This is a genomic window from Cupriavidus necator (assembly GCF_016127575.1).
GTDB classification, from domain to species: domain Bacteria; phylum Pseudomonadota; class Gammaproteobacteria; order Burkholderiales; family Burkholderiaceae; genus Cupriavidus; species Cupriavidus necator_D.
In genome coordinates this window covers 2,156,376-2,172,919 of sequence record NZ_CP066018.1, presented here as the reverse complement: position 1 = coordinate 2,172,919, position 16,544 = coordinate 2,156,376, and the positions used below count along the sequence as shown (strand labels likewise).

At 66.4% G+C, this 16,544-nt stretch carries 16 protein-coding genes; 5 read left to right on the top strand and 11 right to left on the bottom strand.

The features are described 5' to 3' along the window. Positions 1–12: 12 nt before the first annotated feature. The 8 genes from I6H87_RS10160 to I6H87_RS10125 form a co-directional block, all read right to left on the bottom strand. The gene (locus I6H87_RS10160) at positions 13–618 is read right to left on the bottom strand and encodes a 2-hydroxychromene-2-carboxylate isomerase (RefSeq protein ID WP_010813220.1); all 606 of its coding nucleotides are present in this window, start codon (positions 616–618) and stop codon (positions 13–15) included. A 45-nt stretch (positions 619–663) separates the two neighbouring features. Then, complete coding sequence (locus I6H87_RS10155; protein ID WP_011616005.1) at positions 664–1,086, bottom strand: CopD family protein; 423 nt, start codon at positions 1,084–1,086, stop codon at positions 664–666. A 50-nt stretch (positions 1,087–1,136) separates the two neighbouring features. Then, complete coding sequence (locus I6H87_RS10150; protein WP_011616006.1) at positions 1,137–2,417, bottom strand: glutamate-5-semialdehyde dehydrogenase; 1,281 nt, start codon at positions 2,415–2,417, stop codon at positions 1,137–1,139. 88 nt (positions 2,418–2,505) lie between these two features. Next, complete coding sequence (gene holA, locus I6H87_RS10145; protein WP_011616007.1) at positions 2,506–3,564, bottom strand: DNA polymerase III subunit delta; 1,059 nt, start codon at positions 3,562–3,564, stop codon at positions 2,506–2,508. Between the two features lie 7 nt (positions 3,565–3,571). Beyond that, positions 3,572–4,087 (bottom strand): LPS-assembly lipoprotein LptE, encoded by a 516-nt coding sequence (locus I6H87_RS10140; protein WP_010813216.1) that lies wholly within the window; start codon positions 4,085–4,087, stop codon positions 3,572–3,574. A 34-nt stretch (positions 4,088–4,121) separates the two neighbouring features. Further along, positions 4,122–6,743 (bottom strand): leucine--tRNA ligase, encoded by a 2,622-nt coding sequence (leuS, locus tag I6H87_RS10135; protein WP_010813215.1) that lies wholly within the window; start codon positions 6,741–6,743, stop codon positions 4,122–4,124. Between the two features lie 182 nt (positions 6,744–6,925). Continuing rightward, a complete protein-coding gene (gene dapB / locus I6H87_RS10130) occupies positions 6,926–7,723 on the bottom strand; it encodes a 4-hydroxy-tetrahydrodipicolinate reductase (protein WP_011616009.1) in 798 nt (265 codons plus the stop codon). A 111-nt stretch (positions 7,724–7,834) separates the two neighbouring features. Continuing rightward, a complete protein-coding gene (locus I6H87_RS10125; protein ID WP_011616010.1) occupies positions 7,835–8,458 on the bottom strand; it encodes an outer membrane protein assembly factor BamE in 624 nt (207 codons plus the stop codon). A 246-nt stretch (positions 8,459–8,704) separates the two neighbouring features. Between I6H87_RS10125 and fur the strand changes: the two genes are divergently transcribed. Further along, entirely contained in the window at positions 8,705–9,136 is a 432-nt protein-coding gene (gene fur, locus I6H87_RS10120) for a ferric iron uptake transcriptional regulator (protein WP_010813212.1), read from the top strand. Positions 9,137–9,229: 93 nt separating this feature from the next. On the opposite strand, the gene I6H87_RS10115 is transcribed toward fur, so the two are convergent. Continuing rightward, positions 9,230–10,225, bottom strand: coding sequence for a LysR family transcriptional regulator (locus I6H87_RS10115; RefSeq protein WP_011616011.1), 996 nt, complete (start codon positions 10,223–10,225; stop codon positions 9,230–9,232). Between the two features lie 295 nt (positions 10,226–10,520). On the opposite strand from I6H87_RS10115, the gene I6H87_RS10110 reads away from it, so the two are divergent. Next, positions 10,521–11,132, top strand: coding sequence for a flavin reductase family protein (locus I6H87_RS10110; protein WP_011616012.1), 612 nt, complete (start codon positions 10,521–10,523; stop codon positions 11,130–11,132). Positions 11,133–11,201: 69 nt separating this feature from the next. On the opposite strand, the gene gap is transcribed toward I6H87_RS10110, so the two are convergent. Both gap and tkt read right to left on the bottom strand, forming a co-directional pair. Then, complete coding sequence (gene gap / locus I6H87_RS10105; protein WP_010813209.1) at positions 11,202–12,200, bottom strand: type I glyceraldehyde-3-phosphate dehydrogenase; 999 nt, start codon at positions 12,198–12,200, stop codon at positions 11,202–11,204. A gap of 84 nt (positions 12,201–12,284) precedes the next feature. Beyond that, complete coding sequence (tkt, locus tag I6H87_RS10100) at positions 12,285–14,318, bottom strand: transketolase (RefSeq protein WP_011616013.1); 2,034 nt, start codon at positions 14,316–14,318, stop codon at positions 12,285–12,287. Between the two features lie 320 nt (positions 14,319–14,638). Here tkt and I6H87_RS10095 point away from each other — a divergent pair, with 320 nt between their 5' ends. The 3 genes from I6H87_RS10095 to I6H87_RS10085 are packed head-to-tail and all read left to right on the top strand — an operon-like array spanning position 14,639 to position 16,487. Then, positions 14,639–15,067, top strand: a complete 429-nt coding sequence (locus I6H87_RS10095) for a VOC family protein (RefSeq protein WP_010813207.1) — start codon at positions 14,639–14,641, stop codon at positions 15,065–15,067. Beyond that, positions 15,067–15,819, top strand: a complete 753-nt coding sequence (locus I6H87_RS10090) for a 16S rRNA (uracil(1498)-N(3))-methyltransferase (protein WP_011616014.1) — start codon at positions 15,067–15,069, stop codon at positions 15,817–15,819. Before I6H87_RS10095 ends, I6H87_RS10090 begins: the two co-directional genes overlap by 1 nt. 59 nt (positions 15,820–15,878) lie before the next feature. Beyond that, a complete protein-coding gene (locus tag I6H87_RS10085; RefSeq protein WP_011616015.1) occupies positions 15,879–16,487 on the top strand; it encodes a YidB family protein in 609 nt (202 codons plus the stop codon). Positions 16,488–16,544 lie beyond the last annotated feature (57 nt).

The following is a 16,544-nucleotide window of genomic DNA, read 5'->3' as shown; positions in this document are numbered from 1 at the left end:
CCGAAGCTTAGCTCAAGCCGCCGCCAGGGCGCGCTCGAGGAAATCCAGCCGGTCCTGGCCCCAGAAGGGCTGGCCGTCATGGACGTACCACGGCGCGCCGAACACGCCGGCCGAAATCGCGTCCTGGGTGTTCTGCGCATAGGCCGCCTGCACCGACTGCGCCTCGCTGGCCCTGAGCAGGCTGGCGCCGTCCAGGCCGGCCTCGTCGGCAATCTGCGCCAGCGTGGCGGCATCGGCGATATTGCGCTGCTGCGCCCACACTGCCGCGCCGATGGCGCCGGTCAGCTGCATCGCGCGGGCGGTGCCGTGCGCCAGCTGCGCCGCGATGATCAGCTTGCTGGCCGCGTCGCCCGATACCGGGAAGAACGTCGGCTGCAGATGCAGCGGCAGGCCCAGGAAGTCGCTCCAGCGCGCCAGCTCCACCAGGCGGTAGGCCTGGCGCTGGGGCGGGCGCTGCGACAGCGGCAGCCCGCCGGAGACGGAAAACACCTTGCCCAGGTCGCACGGCTTCAGGTTCACCTGCGCGCCATGGCGCTCGGCGATGGCGGCAAAGCGCGCATGGCCCAGGTAGACGTACGGCGACTGCGGCGTCAGGTAATAGTCAACCAGCTTGCTCATTTCGGTTCCGCTACAGGATTGGCAACAACAGACCGGGCGCCAGGCTCAGAACGGCTTGACGACCACCAGGATCACCACCGCCAGCAGCACCAGCACCGGCAGCTCATTGAACCAGCGATAAAACTTGTGCGAGCGCGTATTGCGCCCCGCCTCGAACTTGCGCAGCAACACGCCGCAGCCATGGTGGTAGCCGATCAGCACCAGCACCAGCGCCAGCTTGGCGTGCATCCAGCCCTGCCCCGCGCCGCGGCCGATGCCGTAGCCCAGGTACAGCCACAGACCGAACACCACCGCCGGCACCGCCAGCATGGTCATGAAGCGGAACAGCTTGCGCGCCATCAGCAACAGGCGCTGCGCGCTGGCGGCGTCGGTTTCCAGCGCCAGGTTGACGAAGATGCGCGGCAGGTAGAACAGGCCGGCGAACCACGAGACCACGAAGACGATATGCAGCGCTTTGACCCAGAGCATCGGCAGAGAGACGTTCGAGAACGATTGTTATTGTTGTTGGCGCGCGAGCGTCAGGTGCGGATCTCGCCGTGCCCGAATACCACGTACTTCAGCGAGGTCAGCCCTTCCAGCCCGACCGGGCCGCGTGCATGCAGCTTGTCGTTGGAGATGCCGATCTCCGCGCCCAGGCCATACTCGAAGCCATCGGCAAAGCGGGTCGAGGCATTGATCATCACGCTGGCCGAATCGACCTCGCGGATAAAGCGCATGCCCGCCGAGTAGTTCTCGGTGATGATCGAATCGGTATGGTGCGAACCGTATTCGTTGATATGGGCGATGGCGTCGTCGAGTCCGGCCACGGTCTTGATGGCGAGGATCGGCGCCAGGTATTCCAGGCGCCAGTCTTCCTCGGCGGCATCGACCAGGCCGGTAAAGCCGGCGGCTTCCAGCGTGGCGCGGGTGGCCGGACACACGCGCAGCTCGACGCCCTTCTCCTGGTAGATGCGGCACAGCGGCGGCAGCGCGGCGGCGGCGATGTCCTGCGACACCAGCAGCGTCTCCATGGTGTTGCACGGCGCATAGCGCTGCGTCTTGGCGTTGTCGCAGACGCGCACGGCCTTGTCCAGGTCGGCATCGGCGTCGATATAGACGTGGCAGATGCCGTCCAGGTGCTTGATCATCGGCACGCGCGCTTCTTCCATCAGCCGCGCGATCAGGCTCTTGCCGCCGCGCGGCACGATCACGTCGACGTATTCGGTCATGGTGATCAGCCGGCCCACGGCAGCGCGGTCAGTGGTCTCGATCACCTGCACCGCCTCGGACGGCAGGCCGGCCGCGGACAGGCCCTCGGCCACCAGCGCCGCCAGCGCGGTGTTGGATTCGATTGCTTCGGAGCCGCCGCGCAGGATGGTGGCGTTGCCCGACTTCAGGCACAGCGCCGCGGCGTCGATGGTCACGTTCGGGCGCGACTCGTAGATGATGCCGATCACGCCCAGCGGCACGCGCATCTGGCCGACCTGGATGCCGGTCGGGCGGAACTTCATGTTCGAGATCTCGCCGATCGGGTCGGCCAGCGCGGCGATCTGCCCCAGGCCCGCGGCCATGGTGGCGATGGCCTTGTCCGACAGCGTCAGGCGGTCGATGAAGGCGGCGTCCTGGCCGTTGGCGCGGGCGCGTTCAACGTCACGCGCGTTGACCGCCTTGAGCTTGTCGGCATCGCGGCGGATGGCCGCGGCGATGGTCAGCAGCGCGCGGTTCTTGTCGGCCGTGGAGGCACGCGCCATGGCGCGCGACGCGGCGCGGGCCTGGCGGCCGACGCGGTCCATGTATTGATTGAGGTCGAGCTCGTTCATGTCAGTGGCCCTGGGGTGGTGGCCGTCAGTGTGTTTTCCGTCCCCCCGCCGCACGCGGCGGGGGAAGCAAACCTGTGGAGTTGCGCGTTCAGCGCGCGATCATCAGGGCAAGCTGCTGCAGCCCGTCCCATGGTTCCGCCGGCAGCGGGCTGCCGCCCGGTGGCGGCAGGTCCGACAGGCCCTTGACCTGGCGGTCCAGCCGCGCCGCCAGTGCCAGCGCCGCTTCCAGCCTTGGCTGCGCCAGGCGCTGCGCGGCCTGCGGCACCAGCCGCTCGCGCGGGCCCCAGACGCGCAGTTCGCGCATCAGCACACCCGCCGGCTTGCCAGCCGCCAGCCCTTGCCGGACCTTGGATAATACGCGAATTTCCTCGGTCAGCGCCCACAGCACCAGCACCGTGGCCTCGCCCTCGCCGCGCAGCCCTTCGAGCATGCGCACCAGCCGCGGCACGTCGCCAGAGAGCATCGATTCAGACAGCTTGAACACGTCATAGCGGGCCACATTCAGCACCGCATCGTGCACCTGGTCGAAGGTGAGCTCGCCGGGCGGGTACAGCAGCCCCAGCTTCTGGATTTCCTGGTGCGCCGCCAGCAGGTTGCCCTCGACCTTGTCGGCGATGAACTGCAGCGCACGTCGGCCCGGCTCGCCGCCTTCGACGCGTTGCTGCTGCAGCGACAGCCGCTCGCCGACCCAGGCCGGCAGCCGGGTGCGGTCCACGGAGTCGACCTTGATCGACACGCCGGCGCCTTCCAGCGCCTGGAACCAGGCCGACTTGGACGCGGCAAAATCCAGCCGCGGCAGCGTCACCAGCAGCACCACGTCGGGCGACGGCTGGGCGGCCACGGCGCGCAGCGCCTCGCCGCCGTCCTTGCCGGGCTTGCCCGACGGGATGCGGAGTTCAACGATCTTGCGGTCGCCAAAGAGCGACATCGACTGCTGCGCCTCGACTAGCTGGCCCCAGTGGAAGCCGCGCTCGGCCACCAGCACGTCGCGCTCGGAGAAGCCGGCTTCGCGCGCCGCGGCGCGCAGGCGGTCGACGGCTTCCAGCACCAGCAGGTGTTCGTCGCCATGTACCACGTACAGCGGTGCCAGGCCCTTGGCCTTGGCCTGCCTCAGGTGCGCGTCGAGCCCGTCGAGCTTGAGCTGCATGCCGTGATCAGATGGCCTTGACGGCGGCCAGCCGGCGCATCAGCTGCTGCACGATATCGCGCTGCATGTCGCGGTACAGCTGCTGCTCTTCGTAGTCCTTGGCCAGCGTGTTGGCTTCGTTGTAGGTCAGGTCGCGGGTCAGCACCAGCTGCGACGGCGCGATCAGTTCATTGCCGGCGGGGTCGCGCAGGCGGAAGGTGAAACGCTGCGTCAGGCGGTATTCACGCACCACGCCCTCGGTCGTGATCGACAGGATCGACTTGGTGCGGGTGTCCTGCAGCACGTCCAGCAGGGCGTCGGCCTCTTTCTGGTCGGCTACCACCTGGGTGTCGGAACCGCCGCGGATGGCGCGGCGCAGGTCCGCGCCCATCAGCGAATTGGCCGGAATCCCGATATAGAGCCGCTTGAAGGCGAAATCCGCGTTGCCGCGCATGTGGAAGCCGCAACCGGCCAGCAGGCCCGTTGCCGGCACTGCCAGCATTGCCGCGAGCACCTTGCGGCGCCCCATGTTCAGTCGCTTCATTCTTGGCGATTCCTTGTCAGGTTCCGGGGCCAGCTTACAACACCACGTTGACCAGGCGGCCGGGTACCACCACGATCTTCTTCGGCGCCTTGCCCTCGGCAAACTTGGCCACGGTCTCGCTGGCGGCGGCGGTTGCCTCGATCGCGGCGCGGTCGGCTTCGGCGGGCACGGTGATGCTGCCGCGCACCTTGCCGTTGATCTGCAGCACCAGTTCGATCTCGCTGCGCACCAGCGCGGCTTCATCGACCTGCGGCCACGGCGCGTCGAGCAGGTCGCCGGCTTCGGCGGCGTAGCCCAGCTGGTCCCACAGGCCGTGGGTGACGTGCGGCACCACCGGGTACAGCACGCGCAGCAGGATGCCGAAGCACTCGCGGCGCGCGGCCGGCGAAGCCGTCTTGGCGTCGTCCAGCGCGTTCAGCATCTTCATCGTGGCGGACACCACGGTGTTGTACTGGATGCGCTGGTAGTCGTAGTTGGCCTGCTTGAGCACGCCGTGGATCTCGCGGCGCAGGTCGGCGTCATCGGCAGTCGGCTTGCCGCCGGCGCCGTCGCGGATGGCCGCGGCATTGGCATAGCCGTAGTTCCACACGCGGCGCAGGAAGCGCGAGGCGCCCTCGACGCCCGAGCCGCTCCACTCAAGCTGCTGCTCCGGCGGCGCGGCGAACATCACGAACAGGCGCGCGGTGTCGGCGCCGTACTGGTCGATCAGCGCCTGCGGATCGATGCCGTTGTTCTTGGACTTCGACATCTTCTCGACGCCGCCGATCACCACCGGCTGGCCGTCGGCGATCAGCGTGGCGCCTACCGGGCGGCCGCGCTCGTCGGTGCGCAGGTCGACCTCGGCCGGGTTGTACCAGTGCTTCTTGCCCGACGCGTCTTCACGGTAGTAGGTCTCGTTGAGCACCATGCCCTGCGTCAGCAGGTTGGTGAAGGGCTCGTCGAACTTGACCAGGCCCAGGTCGCGCATGACCTTGGTCCAGAAGCGTGCGTACAGCAGGTGCAGGATCGCGTGCTCGATGCCGCCGATGTACTGGTCCATCGGCATCCAGTAATCGTTGCGCGCATCGACCATGGTGGCCGCATCCGGGCAGGTATAGCGCATGTAGTACCAGCACGAGTCGATGAAGGTATCCATCGTGTCGGTCTCGCGGCGCGCCGGCTTGCCGCACGACGGGCAGGTGCACTGCAGGAAGCGCGCATCCTTGGCCAGCGGGTTGCCGGTGCCGTCCGGCACCAGGTCTTCGGGCAGCACCACCGGCAGGTCTTTCTCAGGGACCGGCACCACGCCGCAGCTGTCGCAGTGGATCAGCGGGATCGGCGTGCCCCAGTAGCGCTGGCGCGAGATGCCCCAGTCGCGCAGGCGCCAGGTCACCTTCTTCTCACCCAGGCCCTTGGCGCCCAGGTCGGCGGCAATGGCTTCGACCGCGGCCTGGTAGCCGAGGCCATCGTACTTGCCGCTGTGGATGCAGGTGCCCTGCTCCTTGTCGCCGTACCATTCCTGCCAGGCTTCGGTCGAGTACGGCTGGCCCTTCACGTCAATGACTTGCCTGATCGGCAGCTTGTACTTGAGCGCGAAGGCGAAGTCGCGCTCGTCGTGCGCGGGCACGCCCATCACGGCGCCGTCGCCGTAGCTCATCAGCACGTAGTTGCCGACCCACACGTCGACCTTCTCGCCGGTCAGCGGGTGCACCACTTGCAGGCCGGTCGGCATGCCCTTCTTCTCCATGGTCGCCATGTCGGCTTCCATGACCGAGCCGTGCTTGCATTCGTCGATAAAGGCAGCCAGTTCGGGGTTGTTCAGCGCGGCATGGGTGGCCAGCGGGTGCTCGGCGGCGACCGCGCAGAAGGTCACGCCCATGATGGTGTCGGCGCGCGTGGTGAACACGTACAGCTTGCCGTCATTGATCGGCTTGCCGTCCTCGCCGGGGATGTCGTGCGGGAACGCAAAGCGCACGCCCACGCTCTTGCCGATCCAGTTCTGCTGCATCACCTTGACGCGCTCGGGCCAGCCCAGCTGGTCCAGGTCGCCCAGCAGTTCCTCCGCATACTCGGTGATGCGCAGGTAGTACATCGGGATCTCGCGCTTTTCCACCACCGCGCCGGAGCGCCAGCCGCGGCCGTCGATGACCTGCTCGTTGGCCAGCACGGTCTGGTCGACCGGATCCCAGTTGACAGTGCCGGTCTTGCGGTAGGCGATGCCCTTTTCCAGCATCTTCAGGAACAGCCACTGGTTCCAGCGGTAGTAGTCCGGGCTGCAGGTGGCGACCTCGCGCGACCAGTCGATCGCCAGGCCCATCGACTGCATCTGCTTCTTCATGTAAGCGATGTTGTCGTAGGTCCAGGCCGCCGGCGCCACGCCGTTGTTCAGCGCGGCGTTCTCGGCCGGCATGCCGAAGGCGTCCCAGCCCATCGGCATCAGCACGTTGTTGCCGTTCATGCGCAGGTAGCGCGCCATCACGTCGTTGATGGTGTAGTTCCGCACGTGGCCCATGTGCAGCTTGCCCGACGGATACGGCAGCATCGAGCAGGCGTAGAACTTGGGCTTTTCCTTGCCGTCGGCCCCGGCCGCATGCTCCGACACGCGATAGGCGTCGATGGCTTGCCAGTGCTGCTGGGCGGCTTGTTCAACGGCGGAAGGAAGGTATTTGTCTTGCATGGTCGGGACAGCAGTCAGGACAACGTTTGCGCGGCAACTGGCCTGCCGGCATCCGGGGGAATCGTTGGAATGAGAGCAGCGGGCGCGCCGCTTGCGCGGCGCCCGCCGGGCGTGCAATGCGAAAGAAGACGATTATAACCGTGGCGGCAGGCCAGTTTCGGCCCTGCGCGCCCCGCGGCGCCTTACTTCAGGCCCAGCACGTCCTGCATGTCGAACAGGCCGTTGGGCTTGTCGGCGAGGAAACGGGCGGCGCGCACGGCACCGTCGGCATACGACTGGCGGCTGGAAGACTTGTGGCTGATCTCGATGCGCTCGCCGATGCCGGCGAACATCACGGTGTGGTCGCCGACGATATCGCCGCCGCGCACGGTGGCAAAACCGATCGAGTTGGGATTGCGCTCGCCGGTGTGGCCTTCGCGGGCATAGACGGCACAGGTCTTGAGGTCGCGGCCAAGCGCATCGGCAATCACTTCACCCATCTTCAGCGCGGTGCCCGACGGGGCATCGACCTTAAAGCGGTGATGCGCCTCGATCACTTCGATATCATAGCCAGTCGACAGCAGCCTGGCGGCCACTTCCAGCAGCTTGAAGGTGGCGTTGACACCGACGCTGAAGTTGGCGGCGAAGACGATCCCGATCGACCTGGCGGCCTCGGCCAACGCGGCCTTGCCGGCCTCGTCGAAGCCAGTGGTGCCGATCACCATCTTCACGCCCAGCTTCTTCGCCGCGGCCACGTGGGCCAGCGTGCCTTCGGGACGGGTGAAATCGATCAGGCAGTCCGCGCCGGCCAGCACCGCTTCCACATCGGAACTGATCGCCACACCGGTCTGCCGGCCCAGCAGCAGGCCCGCATCCTGGCCCAGCGCCGGCGAGCCCGGCACGTCGAGCGCGCCCGCGAGGCTCACGCCCTCGGTGTTCAGCACTTGTTCGATCAGCATGCGGCCCATGCGGCCCGATGCGCCTGCAATGGCGATGTTCATGGTGTCTGGCTCAGCGGAATATGCGCAATGCGCGGAAAGTGATCGAGCCGGCCATGCCTGACCGGCCCGGAAAACTGGTGGCGCGCCGCTGCCGGCGCGCCGTGCGGCCGATCAGTTGGCGGCCGGTTTGGGGGCCTGGGCCGGCGCCGCTGCCTCGGTGGGAGCGGCCGGCGATGCCGCAGGGGCGGGTGCCGCCTCCGGCTGCTGCGCCTGCCGCGGCACAAAGTTCTCCACCGTGGTCTGCGCTTCGGCCGGGGCGGCCGCGGCGGCTGTCGCGCCGGTGGAGATCTTGCCCGGCGTCTGGTCCTTCAGCGCCTTTTTCATGCCGTCGATCTCGGCAATCAGCTCATACTCGGACGGCAGTTCATCGCCACTGAACTTGACCAGCCGGTCGCCTTCGAAAAACACCGTGAAGCGGCGCTGCTGCACCACCGGGGTATTGCCGCGGCGGAACGAGAACACATAGTCCCAGCGGTTGGCGTGGAACACGTCATTCAGCAGCGGCGTGCCGAGCAGGAACTTGACCTGGTCGCGCGTCATGCCTTCGCGCAGTTGCGATACGGCCTCGCGCGAGACGAAATTGCCCTGCACGATGTTGATCCGGTACGGCGTGATGGCGTTGGCTACCTTGCGCGAGGTGGAATCGTAGGCTGAGCAGGCGCCGGCCAGCAGGGCCGCGGCCAGCAGGGGGACAACCAGCGTCGGGCGCATGGCGGACGAACGGATAGAACGCATGTATCTCGCTTCCGGGAGGGAAAGAAAAGTACCGCGGCACGGTACCGCAAAGCGGGCACAAAAACGGCGCAATATGCGCCGATTGCACCACACACGCCTTGTTGCGCCTGCCGCGACAACCACATGGGACGGCAACCGTGCCGGGCGCGTGACGTCGACCTGGGACATCACTACCGCGAGCGACTTTTGCTGCCAAAACCCTTATGATTCAACTATCCAGTCATTGTACTCTAGGGAGTCACCCACATGCCGAGTCCGGCGGACCTCAAGAACATCGGCCTGAAGGCGACCGTGCCCAGGCTGAAGATTCTTGAAATTTTTCAGACCAGTGAGCAGCGGCACCTGAGCGCGGAAGACGTCTACCGTATCCTGCTGAACGAGCATATGGACATCGGCCTGGCCACCGTCTACCGCGTGCTGACCCAGTTCGAGCAGGCGGGCCTGCTCTCGCGCAACAACTTTGAATCCGGCAAGGCGATTTTCGAACTCAACGAAGGCAAGCACCATGACCACCTGGTGTGCCTCGACTGCGGCCGCGTCGAGGAGTTCTTCGACTCTGAAATCGAGCACCGCCAGCAAAGCATCGCGCGCGAGCGCGGCTTTACGCTGCAGGAACATGCACTGTCGCTGTACGGCAATTGCACCAAAACAGACTGTCCCCACAGACCCAAACGATAAGCCTGCACGCTCCACCGCGGAGCGCAGACGGGCAACAAAAAACCGGCGCCAGGCGCCGGTTTTTTGTTTGGGCTGCTCGCCGCAGGATGCTGCTCAGGGTGCCTGCAGGTCTTGCAGGTCCTGTTCGGTGACCACCCGTGCCGGGCGTGCCGGCGGCAGTCCGACAAACTCGCCCACCACCTGGCGGAACAGGTTGCGCGCCCACACCAGCATCGGATGGGTGTTGCGGCTGCGGTGCCAGAACATGTTCAGGCCGAGCATGGTGTTCAGTTCCGACGGCAGCGGGAAGGCCTTCAGGCCATAGGTCTCGCAGGCCATGTCCTTGGTCAGCGCATTGACGGTGAAGATCATGTCGGTCTGCGAGGCCAGTTCGGCCTGGGCACGCCATGAATGTACCGTCAGCGTCGCATTGCGCTTGAGCCCGCGCTGCTGCAGCGCGTAGTCGAGCGGAATCAGCGACGGCGCCGGGCGGCCGGAGCCGCCGGAATGCGCCATGAAGATATGGCCGCAATCCAGGTATTGCTCCAGCGAGCAGTGGTTCTTGAGCACCGGATGGCTCTTGCGCGCGCAAACCCACAGGTTCAGCGACGTCACCATTTCCTCGACGATTTCCGGGTGGCGTGTCGGGAACGGCGAAAAGGCCAGGTCAAGTTCATTGGCGCGCATCGAGGCGACGTCCGTTTCCCACGAATGGGATTCGACCAGCTTGATATGCAGGTCCGGCGCCAGCTGCTTGATACGCAGCACAAAACGGTTGAATACCGTGTCGCCCAGTTCAGCAGCGAAGCCGATGCTCAGCGTGCCGGTGGCAATGGCCGGATCAAAATTGTCGGCATCGCCCTCGTTGATCGACGACCACAAGTCCAGCATGTCGCGGATCTTCGGGCCCAGTTCCAGCGCACGCGGCGTTGGCGTCAGGCCATGCGGGACGCGGATGAAGAGCGGATCGTCAAAGATTTCACGCAGCCTGCCCAGCGAGTGCGATACGGCCGGTGCGGTCATATGCATCTTTTCCGCTACATAAGTGGCATTTCGCTTGCTCAGTAGTTCGGTGAAGATCACTAAAAGCTTCGTGTCTACGTTCACCATGATCAGGCCTCGGTCAGATTATTCTTAGCTAGATGGCCCCACCACTTGCACTGGCTGCACATCAGATTTCAACGGCGTCTTAATAGTGTAAGAGGAAAAAACAAGCTCGGAAAGCAAATTCGGCATTTCTGAAATGGCCGTCTACGCCATATTTCTGAAAAATTGCGCTCTTTTTCCACAATTGACCGCATATGTGAACATTTCCCGCGCCGCAACATGCACTCGTACATCCGGGTATAGTGGGTCCGCCGTTCCCATTTTTATCATTCTTTTCTGACGGCTCATCCCGGCCATCATGCCTGAACATTTCCGCCTGCCCGTATCACTCCCGAAAGCCTACCGCTTGCTGAACCACGGCCCCACTGTGCTGGTCAGCGCCGCCGCCGGCGGCAAGCGCAATATCATGGCCGCCGCCTGGGCCATGCCGCTCGACTTCGCCCCGCCCAAGGTGGCAGTGGTGCTGGACAAGAGCACCTGGACCCGGCACCTGCTGGAAGACAGCGGCGAGTTCGTGTTGCAGGTCCCCACCGTCAGCCAGGTCGACCTGACCGAGGCACTGGGCTCCAGCTCGGGCCTGGCGCTGATGGAGCAGGAAGGCACCGACAAGTTCGACGCCTACGGCCTTGGCACCTTTGCCGGCACGGCGGTGGGCGCGCCGCTGCTGGAGGGCTGCGCGGCCTGGCTGGAATGCCGGCTGCTGCCGGAGCCGGCCACGCAGCAGACCTACGACCTGTTCCTTGGCGAAGTCGTGGCCGCTCATGCGGACTCGCGCGTGTTCAGCAACGGGCGCTGGCATTTCGACGGCCATGATGCGCTGCGCACCATCCACCATGTGGCTGGCGGCCATTTCCTGGTGGACGGCGACGCAATCGACGCGCGCCCACTGGCGCCCCGCCCGGCTGGCTGAATATCACAGCGCCGGAAAATGAAAAACGCGCCCGAAGGCGCGTTTTCCTTTACTGCGGAAGCTGCCGGATTACTTGGCCGCGACGCGGACCATTTCCAGCACCTTGTTCGAGTAGCCCCACTCGTTGTCGTACCAGCTCACGACCTTGATGAAGGTGCCGTCCAGCGCGATGCCGGCTTCGGCGTCGAAGATCGAGGTGCGGGCATCGCCGCGGAAGTCGGTGGCGACGACCTTGTCTTCGGTGTAGCCCAGCACACCCTTGAGCGCGCCCTGGCTCTGGGCCTTCATCTCGGCGCAGATTTCTTCGTACGTCGCCGACTTTTCCAGCTCGACGGTCAGGTCGACCACGGACACGTCCGAGGTCGGCACGCGGAACGACATGCCGGTCAGCTTCTTGTTCAGCTGCGGAATCACCACGCCCACGGCCTTGGCGGCGCCGGTCGACGACGGGATGATGTTTTCCAGGATGCCGCGGCCGCCGCGCCAGTCCTTGTTGGACGGGCCGTCAACGGTCTTCTGGGTGGCGGTGGCAGCGTGCACGGTGGTCATCAGGCCGCGCTTGATGCCCCACTTGTCGTTCAGCACCTTGGCCACCGGTGCCAGGCAGTTGGTGGTGCAGCTGGCGTTGGAGATGATCGCCTCGCCCTTGTACGACTCGTGGTTCACGCCGTACACGAACATCGGGGTGTCGTCCTTGGACGGGGCCGACATGATCACCTTCTTGGCGCCCGCGTCGAGGTGCTTCTGCGCGCCTTCCTTGGTCAGGAAGATGCCGGTCGATTCGACCACCACATCGGCGCCGATCTCGCCCCACTTCAGTTCGGCCGGATCCTTGACCGCGGTCAGGCGAATCTTCTTGCCGTTGACGACCAGGGTGTTGCCGTCGACCGACACTTCGCCGTCGAAGCGGCCATGCACCGAGTCGTACTTCAGCATGTATGCCAGGTAGTCGGGCTCCAGCAGGTCGTTGATGCCAACGACTTCGATGTCCTTGAAGTTGGCGACTGCGGCGCGGAACACCATGCGTCCGATGCGGCCGAAGCCGTTGATGCCGATCTTGATGGTCATGACTGTCTCTCCTGAGGATCGATTGAAACCGGTGGGCGCCGCACGGGCCGCGCGGCGCACCACGCGGCTCCAGCGCCCGGATGCTTAGATAAGGGTGTCCTTTACCGTTCGGACAACGTTGTCGACGGTAAAGCCGAAGTGCTTGAACAGCACGCCGGCCGGGGCCGACTCACCGAAGGTGTCAATGCCCACCACCGCCTGGACCTGGTACTTCCACCAGAAGTCCGTCACGCCCGCCTCGACCGCCACGCGCGGCACGCCGGCCGGCAGCACGCTGGCCTTGTAGGCGGTGTCCTGCTTGTCGAACACGGTGGTCGCGGGAATCGACACCACGCGCACGTGCACGCCTTCGGCGGCCAGTGCATCGGCGGCGCCGACGGCCAGGCCGACTTCCGAGCCGGTAGCCAGAATCACGGCGTCCGGACGGTTGGTCTTCGGGTTCACGCTGTCGCGCAGCACGTAGCCGCCGCGCGCGATATTGGCGCGCGTGACGTCGTCGCGGCGCTGGAACGGCAGGTTCTGGCGGCTGAAGATCAGGCAGCTCGGGCCGTTCTCGCGGCGGATCGCCTCGGCCCAGGCCACGGCGGTCTCGGTGGTGTCGGCGGTGCGCCAGACATCCATGTTCGGGATCAGGCGCAGGCTGGCAACGTGCTCGATCGACTGGTGGGTCGGGCCGTCTTCGCCCAGGCCGATCGAGTCATGGGTGAACACGAACAGCGAGCGGATCTTCATCAGCGCCGCCATGCGCAGCGCATTGCGGCTGTAGTCCGAGAAGGTCAGGAAGGTGGCGCCGTAGGGGATGTAGCCGCCGTGCAGCGTGATGCCGTTCATGACGGCGCTCATGCCGAACTCGCGCACGCCGTAGTTGATATGGTTGCCCCAGGCATCCACGCGCACGGCCTGGCTGCCCGACCAGTTGGTCAGGTTCGAGCCGGTCAGGTCGGCCGAACCGCCGAGGAACTCGGGCAGCACCGGGCCGAAGGCCTCGATGGTGTTCTGGCTGGCCTTGCGGGTGGCGATGGTCTCGGCCTTTTCCTCGCACTTGGCGATAAAGGCCTCAACTGCGGCGTCGAACGAACCCGGCAGTTCGCCCTTCATGCGGCGGCGGAACTCTCCGGCCTCATACGGGTGGCGCTCGGCGTAGGCATCGAACAGCGCGTTCCAGGCACGCTCCAGCGCCTGGCCGTTGGCCTTGGCGTCCCAGGCGTCGTAAACCTCGGCCGGCACTTCGAACGGGGCGTGGGCCCAGCCCAGCGCCTCGCGCGTGGCCAGCACTTCGGCGCCGCCCAGCGGGGCGCCGTGCACGTCGTGGCCGCCTTCCTTGTTCGGGGCGCCCTTGCCGATCTTGGTGCGGCAGCAGATCAGGGTCGGCTTGTCGCTGGCCTTGGCCTGCGAGATCGCCATGTCGACGGCGGTAACGTCATGGCCGTCGATGCCGCGGATCACGTTCCAGCCGTAGGCCTCGAACCGCTTCGGGGTATCGTCATTGAACCAGTGCACCACGTCGCCGTCGATCGAGATGCCGTTGTCGTCCCACAGCGCGATCAGCTTGTTCAGCTTCAGCGTGCCGGCCAGCGAGCAGGCCTCGTGGCTGATGCCTTCCATCAGGCAGCCGTCGCCCAGGAACACATAGGTGTGGTGGTTGACGATGTCGTAGCCGGGGCGGTTGAATTCTTCACCCAGCAGGCGTTCGGCCAGCGCCATGCCGACTGCGTTGGTGATGCCCTGGCCGAGCGGGCCGGTGGTGGTTTCCACGCCCGGGGTGATGCCGTATTCCGGGTGGCCGGCGGTCTTGCTGTGCAGCTGGCGGAAATTCTTCAGCTCTTCCACCGGCAGTTCATAGCCGGTCAGGTGCAAGAGCGAATAGATCAGCATCGAGCCGTGGCCGTTGGACAGCACGAAGCGGTCGCGGTCGGCCCACTGGGGGTTGCCCGGGTTGTGCTTCAGGTGCCGGCCCCACAGCGCCACGGCGATGTCTGCCATGCCCATCGGTGCACCGGGGTGGCCGGAATTGGCCTGCTGGACGGCGTCCATGGCAAGCACGCGGATGGCGTCGGCCATCAGCTTGGCGGGCTGGGAAGCAAAAGGGCTTGTGGCGGGATGGGCAAGGGCGGACATGCGGGCGGTCTTGGACGTGAGCGGGCGTGAGCCTGACGGTGACGGCAGGAAAACCGCAATTTTAGCAGAAGCTAGGGGGTTTTCCGGACTCCCGGACAGCCCCCGCGGCGCAGTCCGCGCGATCACCGCAGGCCGCCTGGCACGGCCCCGCCCCCGGCACCGGAACTATCCGGCCCCTCACATGCCTGATGCTTCACCCCGCCAGCGCCAGCTTCACCGCTGCGCCGCACTTCGACAGCGTAGCGCGGCACGCGTAAGATGCACTCTCGCACCGCGCGGCACGCCAGCCGCGCCGGGTTTCCCGCACTCAGGAGACGATCATGACCAGACCGGCCAACACCCCCTGGCTCACCCCCTACCTGACCGTCGCCAACGGGCGCGCCGCACTGGACTTCTACAGCCGCGCCTTCGGCTTCACGGCCGGCAACGTGGTCGACGAAAACGGCGTGCCGACCCACGCCGAGATGCACTACCAGGGCCAACTGGTGGTGATGTTCGCGCCCGAGGGCGCCTGGGGCAGCACCGCGCGCACGCCGCGCTCGCTGGGCGTCGAGTGCCCGCAGACCTTCTATGTCTATTGCGACGATGTCGACGCCATGCACCAGCGCGCGGTCGACGCCGGCGCGGTCAGCCTGATGGCGCCGGCCGACCAGTTCTGGGGCGACCGCTACTGCATGGTTGAAGATCCCGACGGCTACCGCTGGGGCTTCGGCAAGCCGCTGGAACAGGCAGCAGGCCAGGCAAGCTGATGGCACCACGCTTCTTCGTCGGCGGCACGGACACCGTCCTGGCCGCCGAATCCGATTTTCCGCTGCCTGAGCCGGTGGTGCGCCACGTGCAGGTGCTGCGCCTGGTGCCGGGCGACGCCATGACGCTGTTCGACGGCCGCGGCGGCAGCCACGCGGCCACGCTGGTCGAGCTGGGCAAGCGCCACGCGCTGGCGCGCATCGGCGCGCATGACGCGGCCGAAGCCGAGCCGCCCTTCCGTGTCACGCTGGCCCAGGGCCTGGCCGGCGGCGACAAGATGGACTGGCTGATCGAAAAGGCGGTCGAACTGGGCGTCACGGCAATCCAGCCGCTGCAGGCCAGCCGCTCGGTGGTGCGCCTGTCGGGCGAGCGCGCGCACAAGCGCCACGCGCACTGGCAGGCGCTGGTGCAGGCCGCCTGCGAGCAATGCGGCCGCAATCGCTTGCCGGAGGTTGCGCCGGTCGCTAACTTTGAGACATGGCTGGCGCAGTCCGCGGCTGGCGGTGCCAGGCTGCTGGTATCGCCGCGCGCCACGCATTCGCTGCCAGCGTTCATCGCCGAACAGCGCGAAAGCTTGCTGGCCGGCGGCGTTACGCTGCTGATCGGCCCCGAAGGCGGCCTGGCGCCCGACGAAGAGCAGGCGGCAAGACAGGTGGGTTTCACCGGCGTGTCGCTCGGCCCCCGCATCCTGCGCACTGAAACCGCCGGGCTGGCATGCCTGGCAACCCTTAACGCCTTGCTTGGCGGATTCTGACGGCGGCGGCCATCCGGTCATCGCGTCAACCTTGCAACCCTGACTGAAAGGAGTCGACCATGGGACTACTCGATAGCGTGCTGGGCGGTGTGCTCGGACAACTCGGCGGCGCGCGTGGCGAGGCAGGCAGTACCGGAGGGCTCGACCCCAAGCTGATGATGGCGCTTGGCCTGCTGGCAACGCTGGCCATGCGTAGCCGCGGACAAGCAGACGATGCGGCGCCTGTCGATGACGGCCTGGGCGGACTGGGCAGCCTCGGCGGGCTGCTGGGCGGCATGCTCGGCGGCGGCGGTGCCGGCGCAGCGCCCGGCGGCGCCACCGGCGGCCTGGACCTTGGCTCGCTGCTGGGCGGACTGCTTGGCGGCCAGGGTGGCGCCCCGGCCAACAGCCAGGCACTGGGCGCGGCCGCCGGCGGCATCGGCGCGCTGCAGCAGATCCTGGCGCAGGCCGGGCTGGGCGAACAGGTGAACTCGTGGATCGGCAGCGGCGCCAACCAGCCGGTCACGCCGTCGGCGCTGAGCAGCGCGCTGGGCGACACCGGCGCGCTCGAATCGCTGGCACAGACCACCGGCATGTCGCAGGATGACGTGGCCGCGCAACTGAGCGAAGGATTGCCGGAACTGATCGACCGCCTCACGCCGCATGGGCATCTGCCGGCGCAGGAATAGGACCAGCACCTCGCCGCCGGAAAGCAAAAAGCCCGCAATTGCGGGCTTTTTGCTTGA

Bases quoted from the DNA above. Each gene is read 5' to 3' on its own strand.
- I6H87_RS10140 (WP_010813216.1), bottom strand. From the start codon at position 4,087: ATGAAGCGACTGAACATGGGGCGCCGCAAGGTGCTCGCGGCAATGCTG.
- fur (WP_010813212.1), top strand. From the start codon at position 8,705: ATGCCGAGTCCGGCGGACCTCAAGAACATCGGCCTGAAGGCGACCGTG.
- I6H87_RS10110 (WP_011616012.1), top strand. From the start codon at position 10,521: ATGCCTGAACATTTCCGCCTGCCCGTATCACTCCCGAAAGCCTACCGC.
- dapB (WP_011616009.1), bottom strand. From the start codon at position 7,723: ATGAACATCGCCATTGCAGGCGCATCGGGCCGCATGGGCCGCATGCTG.
- gap (WP_010813209.1), bottom strand. From the start codon at position 12,200: ATGACCATCAAGATCGGCATCAACGGCTTCGGCCGCATCGGACGCATG.
- holA (WP_011616007.1), bottom strand. From the start codon at position 3,564: ATGCAGCTCAAGCTCGACGGGCTCGACGCGCACCTGAGGCAGGCCAAG.
- leuS (WP_010813215.1), bottom strand. From the start codon at position 6,743: ATGCAAGACAAATACCTTCCTTCCGCCGTTGAACAAGCCGCCCAGCAG.
- tkt (WP_011616013.1), bottom strand. From the start codon at position 14,318: ATGTCCGCCCTTGCCCATCCCGCCACAAGCCCTTTTGCTTCCCAGCCC.
- I6H87_RS10115 (WP_011616011.1), bottom strand. From the start codon at position 10,225: ATGGTGAACGTAGACACGAAGCTTTTAGTGATCTTCACCGAACTACTG.
- I6H87_RS10125 (WP_011616010.1), bottom strand. From the start codon at position 8,458: ATGCGTTCTATCCGTTCGTCCGCCATGCGCCCGACGCTGGTTGTCCCC.
- I6H87_RS10090 (WP_011616014.1), top strand. From the start codon at position 15,067: ATGGCACCACGCTTCTTCGTCGGCGGCACGGACACCGTCCTGGCCGCC.
- I6H87_RS10150 (WP_011616006.1), bottom strand. From the start codon at position 2,417: ATGAACGAGCTCGACCTCAATCAATACATGGACCGCGTCGGCCGCCAG.
- I6H87_RS10160 (WP_010813220.1), bottom strand. From the start codon at position 618: ATGAGCAAGCTGGTTGACTATTACCTGACGCCGCAGTCGCCGTACGTC.
- I6H87_RS10085 (WP_011616015.1), top strand. From the start codon at position 15,879: ATGGGACTACTCGATAGCGTGCTGGGCGGTGTGCTCGGACAACTCGGC.
- I6H87_RS10095 (WP_010813207.1), top strand. From the start codon at position 14,639: ATGACCAGACCGGCCAACACCCCCTGGCTCACCCCCTACCTGACCGTC.
- I6H87_RS10155 (WP_011616005.1), bottom strand. From the start codon at position 1,086: ATGCTCTGGGTCAAAGCGCTGCATATCGTCTTCGTGGTCTCGTGGTTC.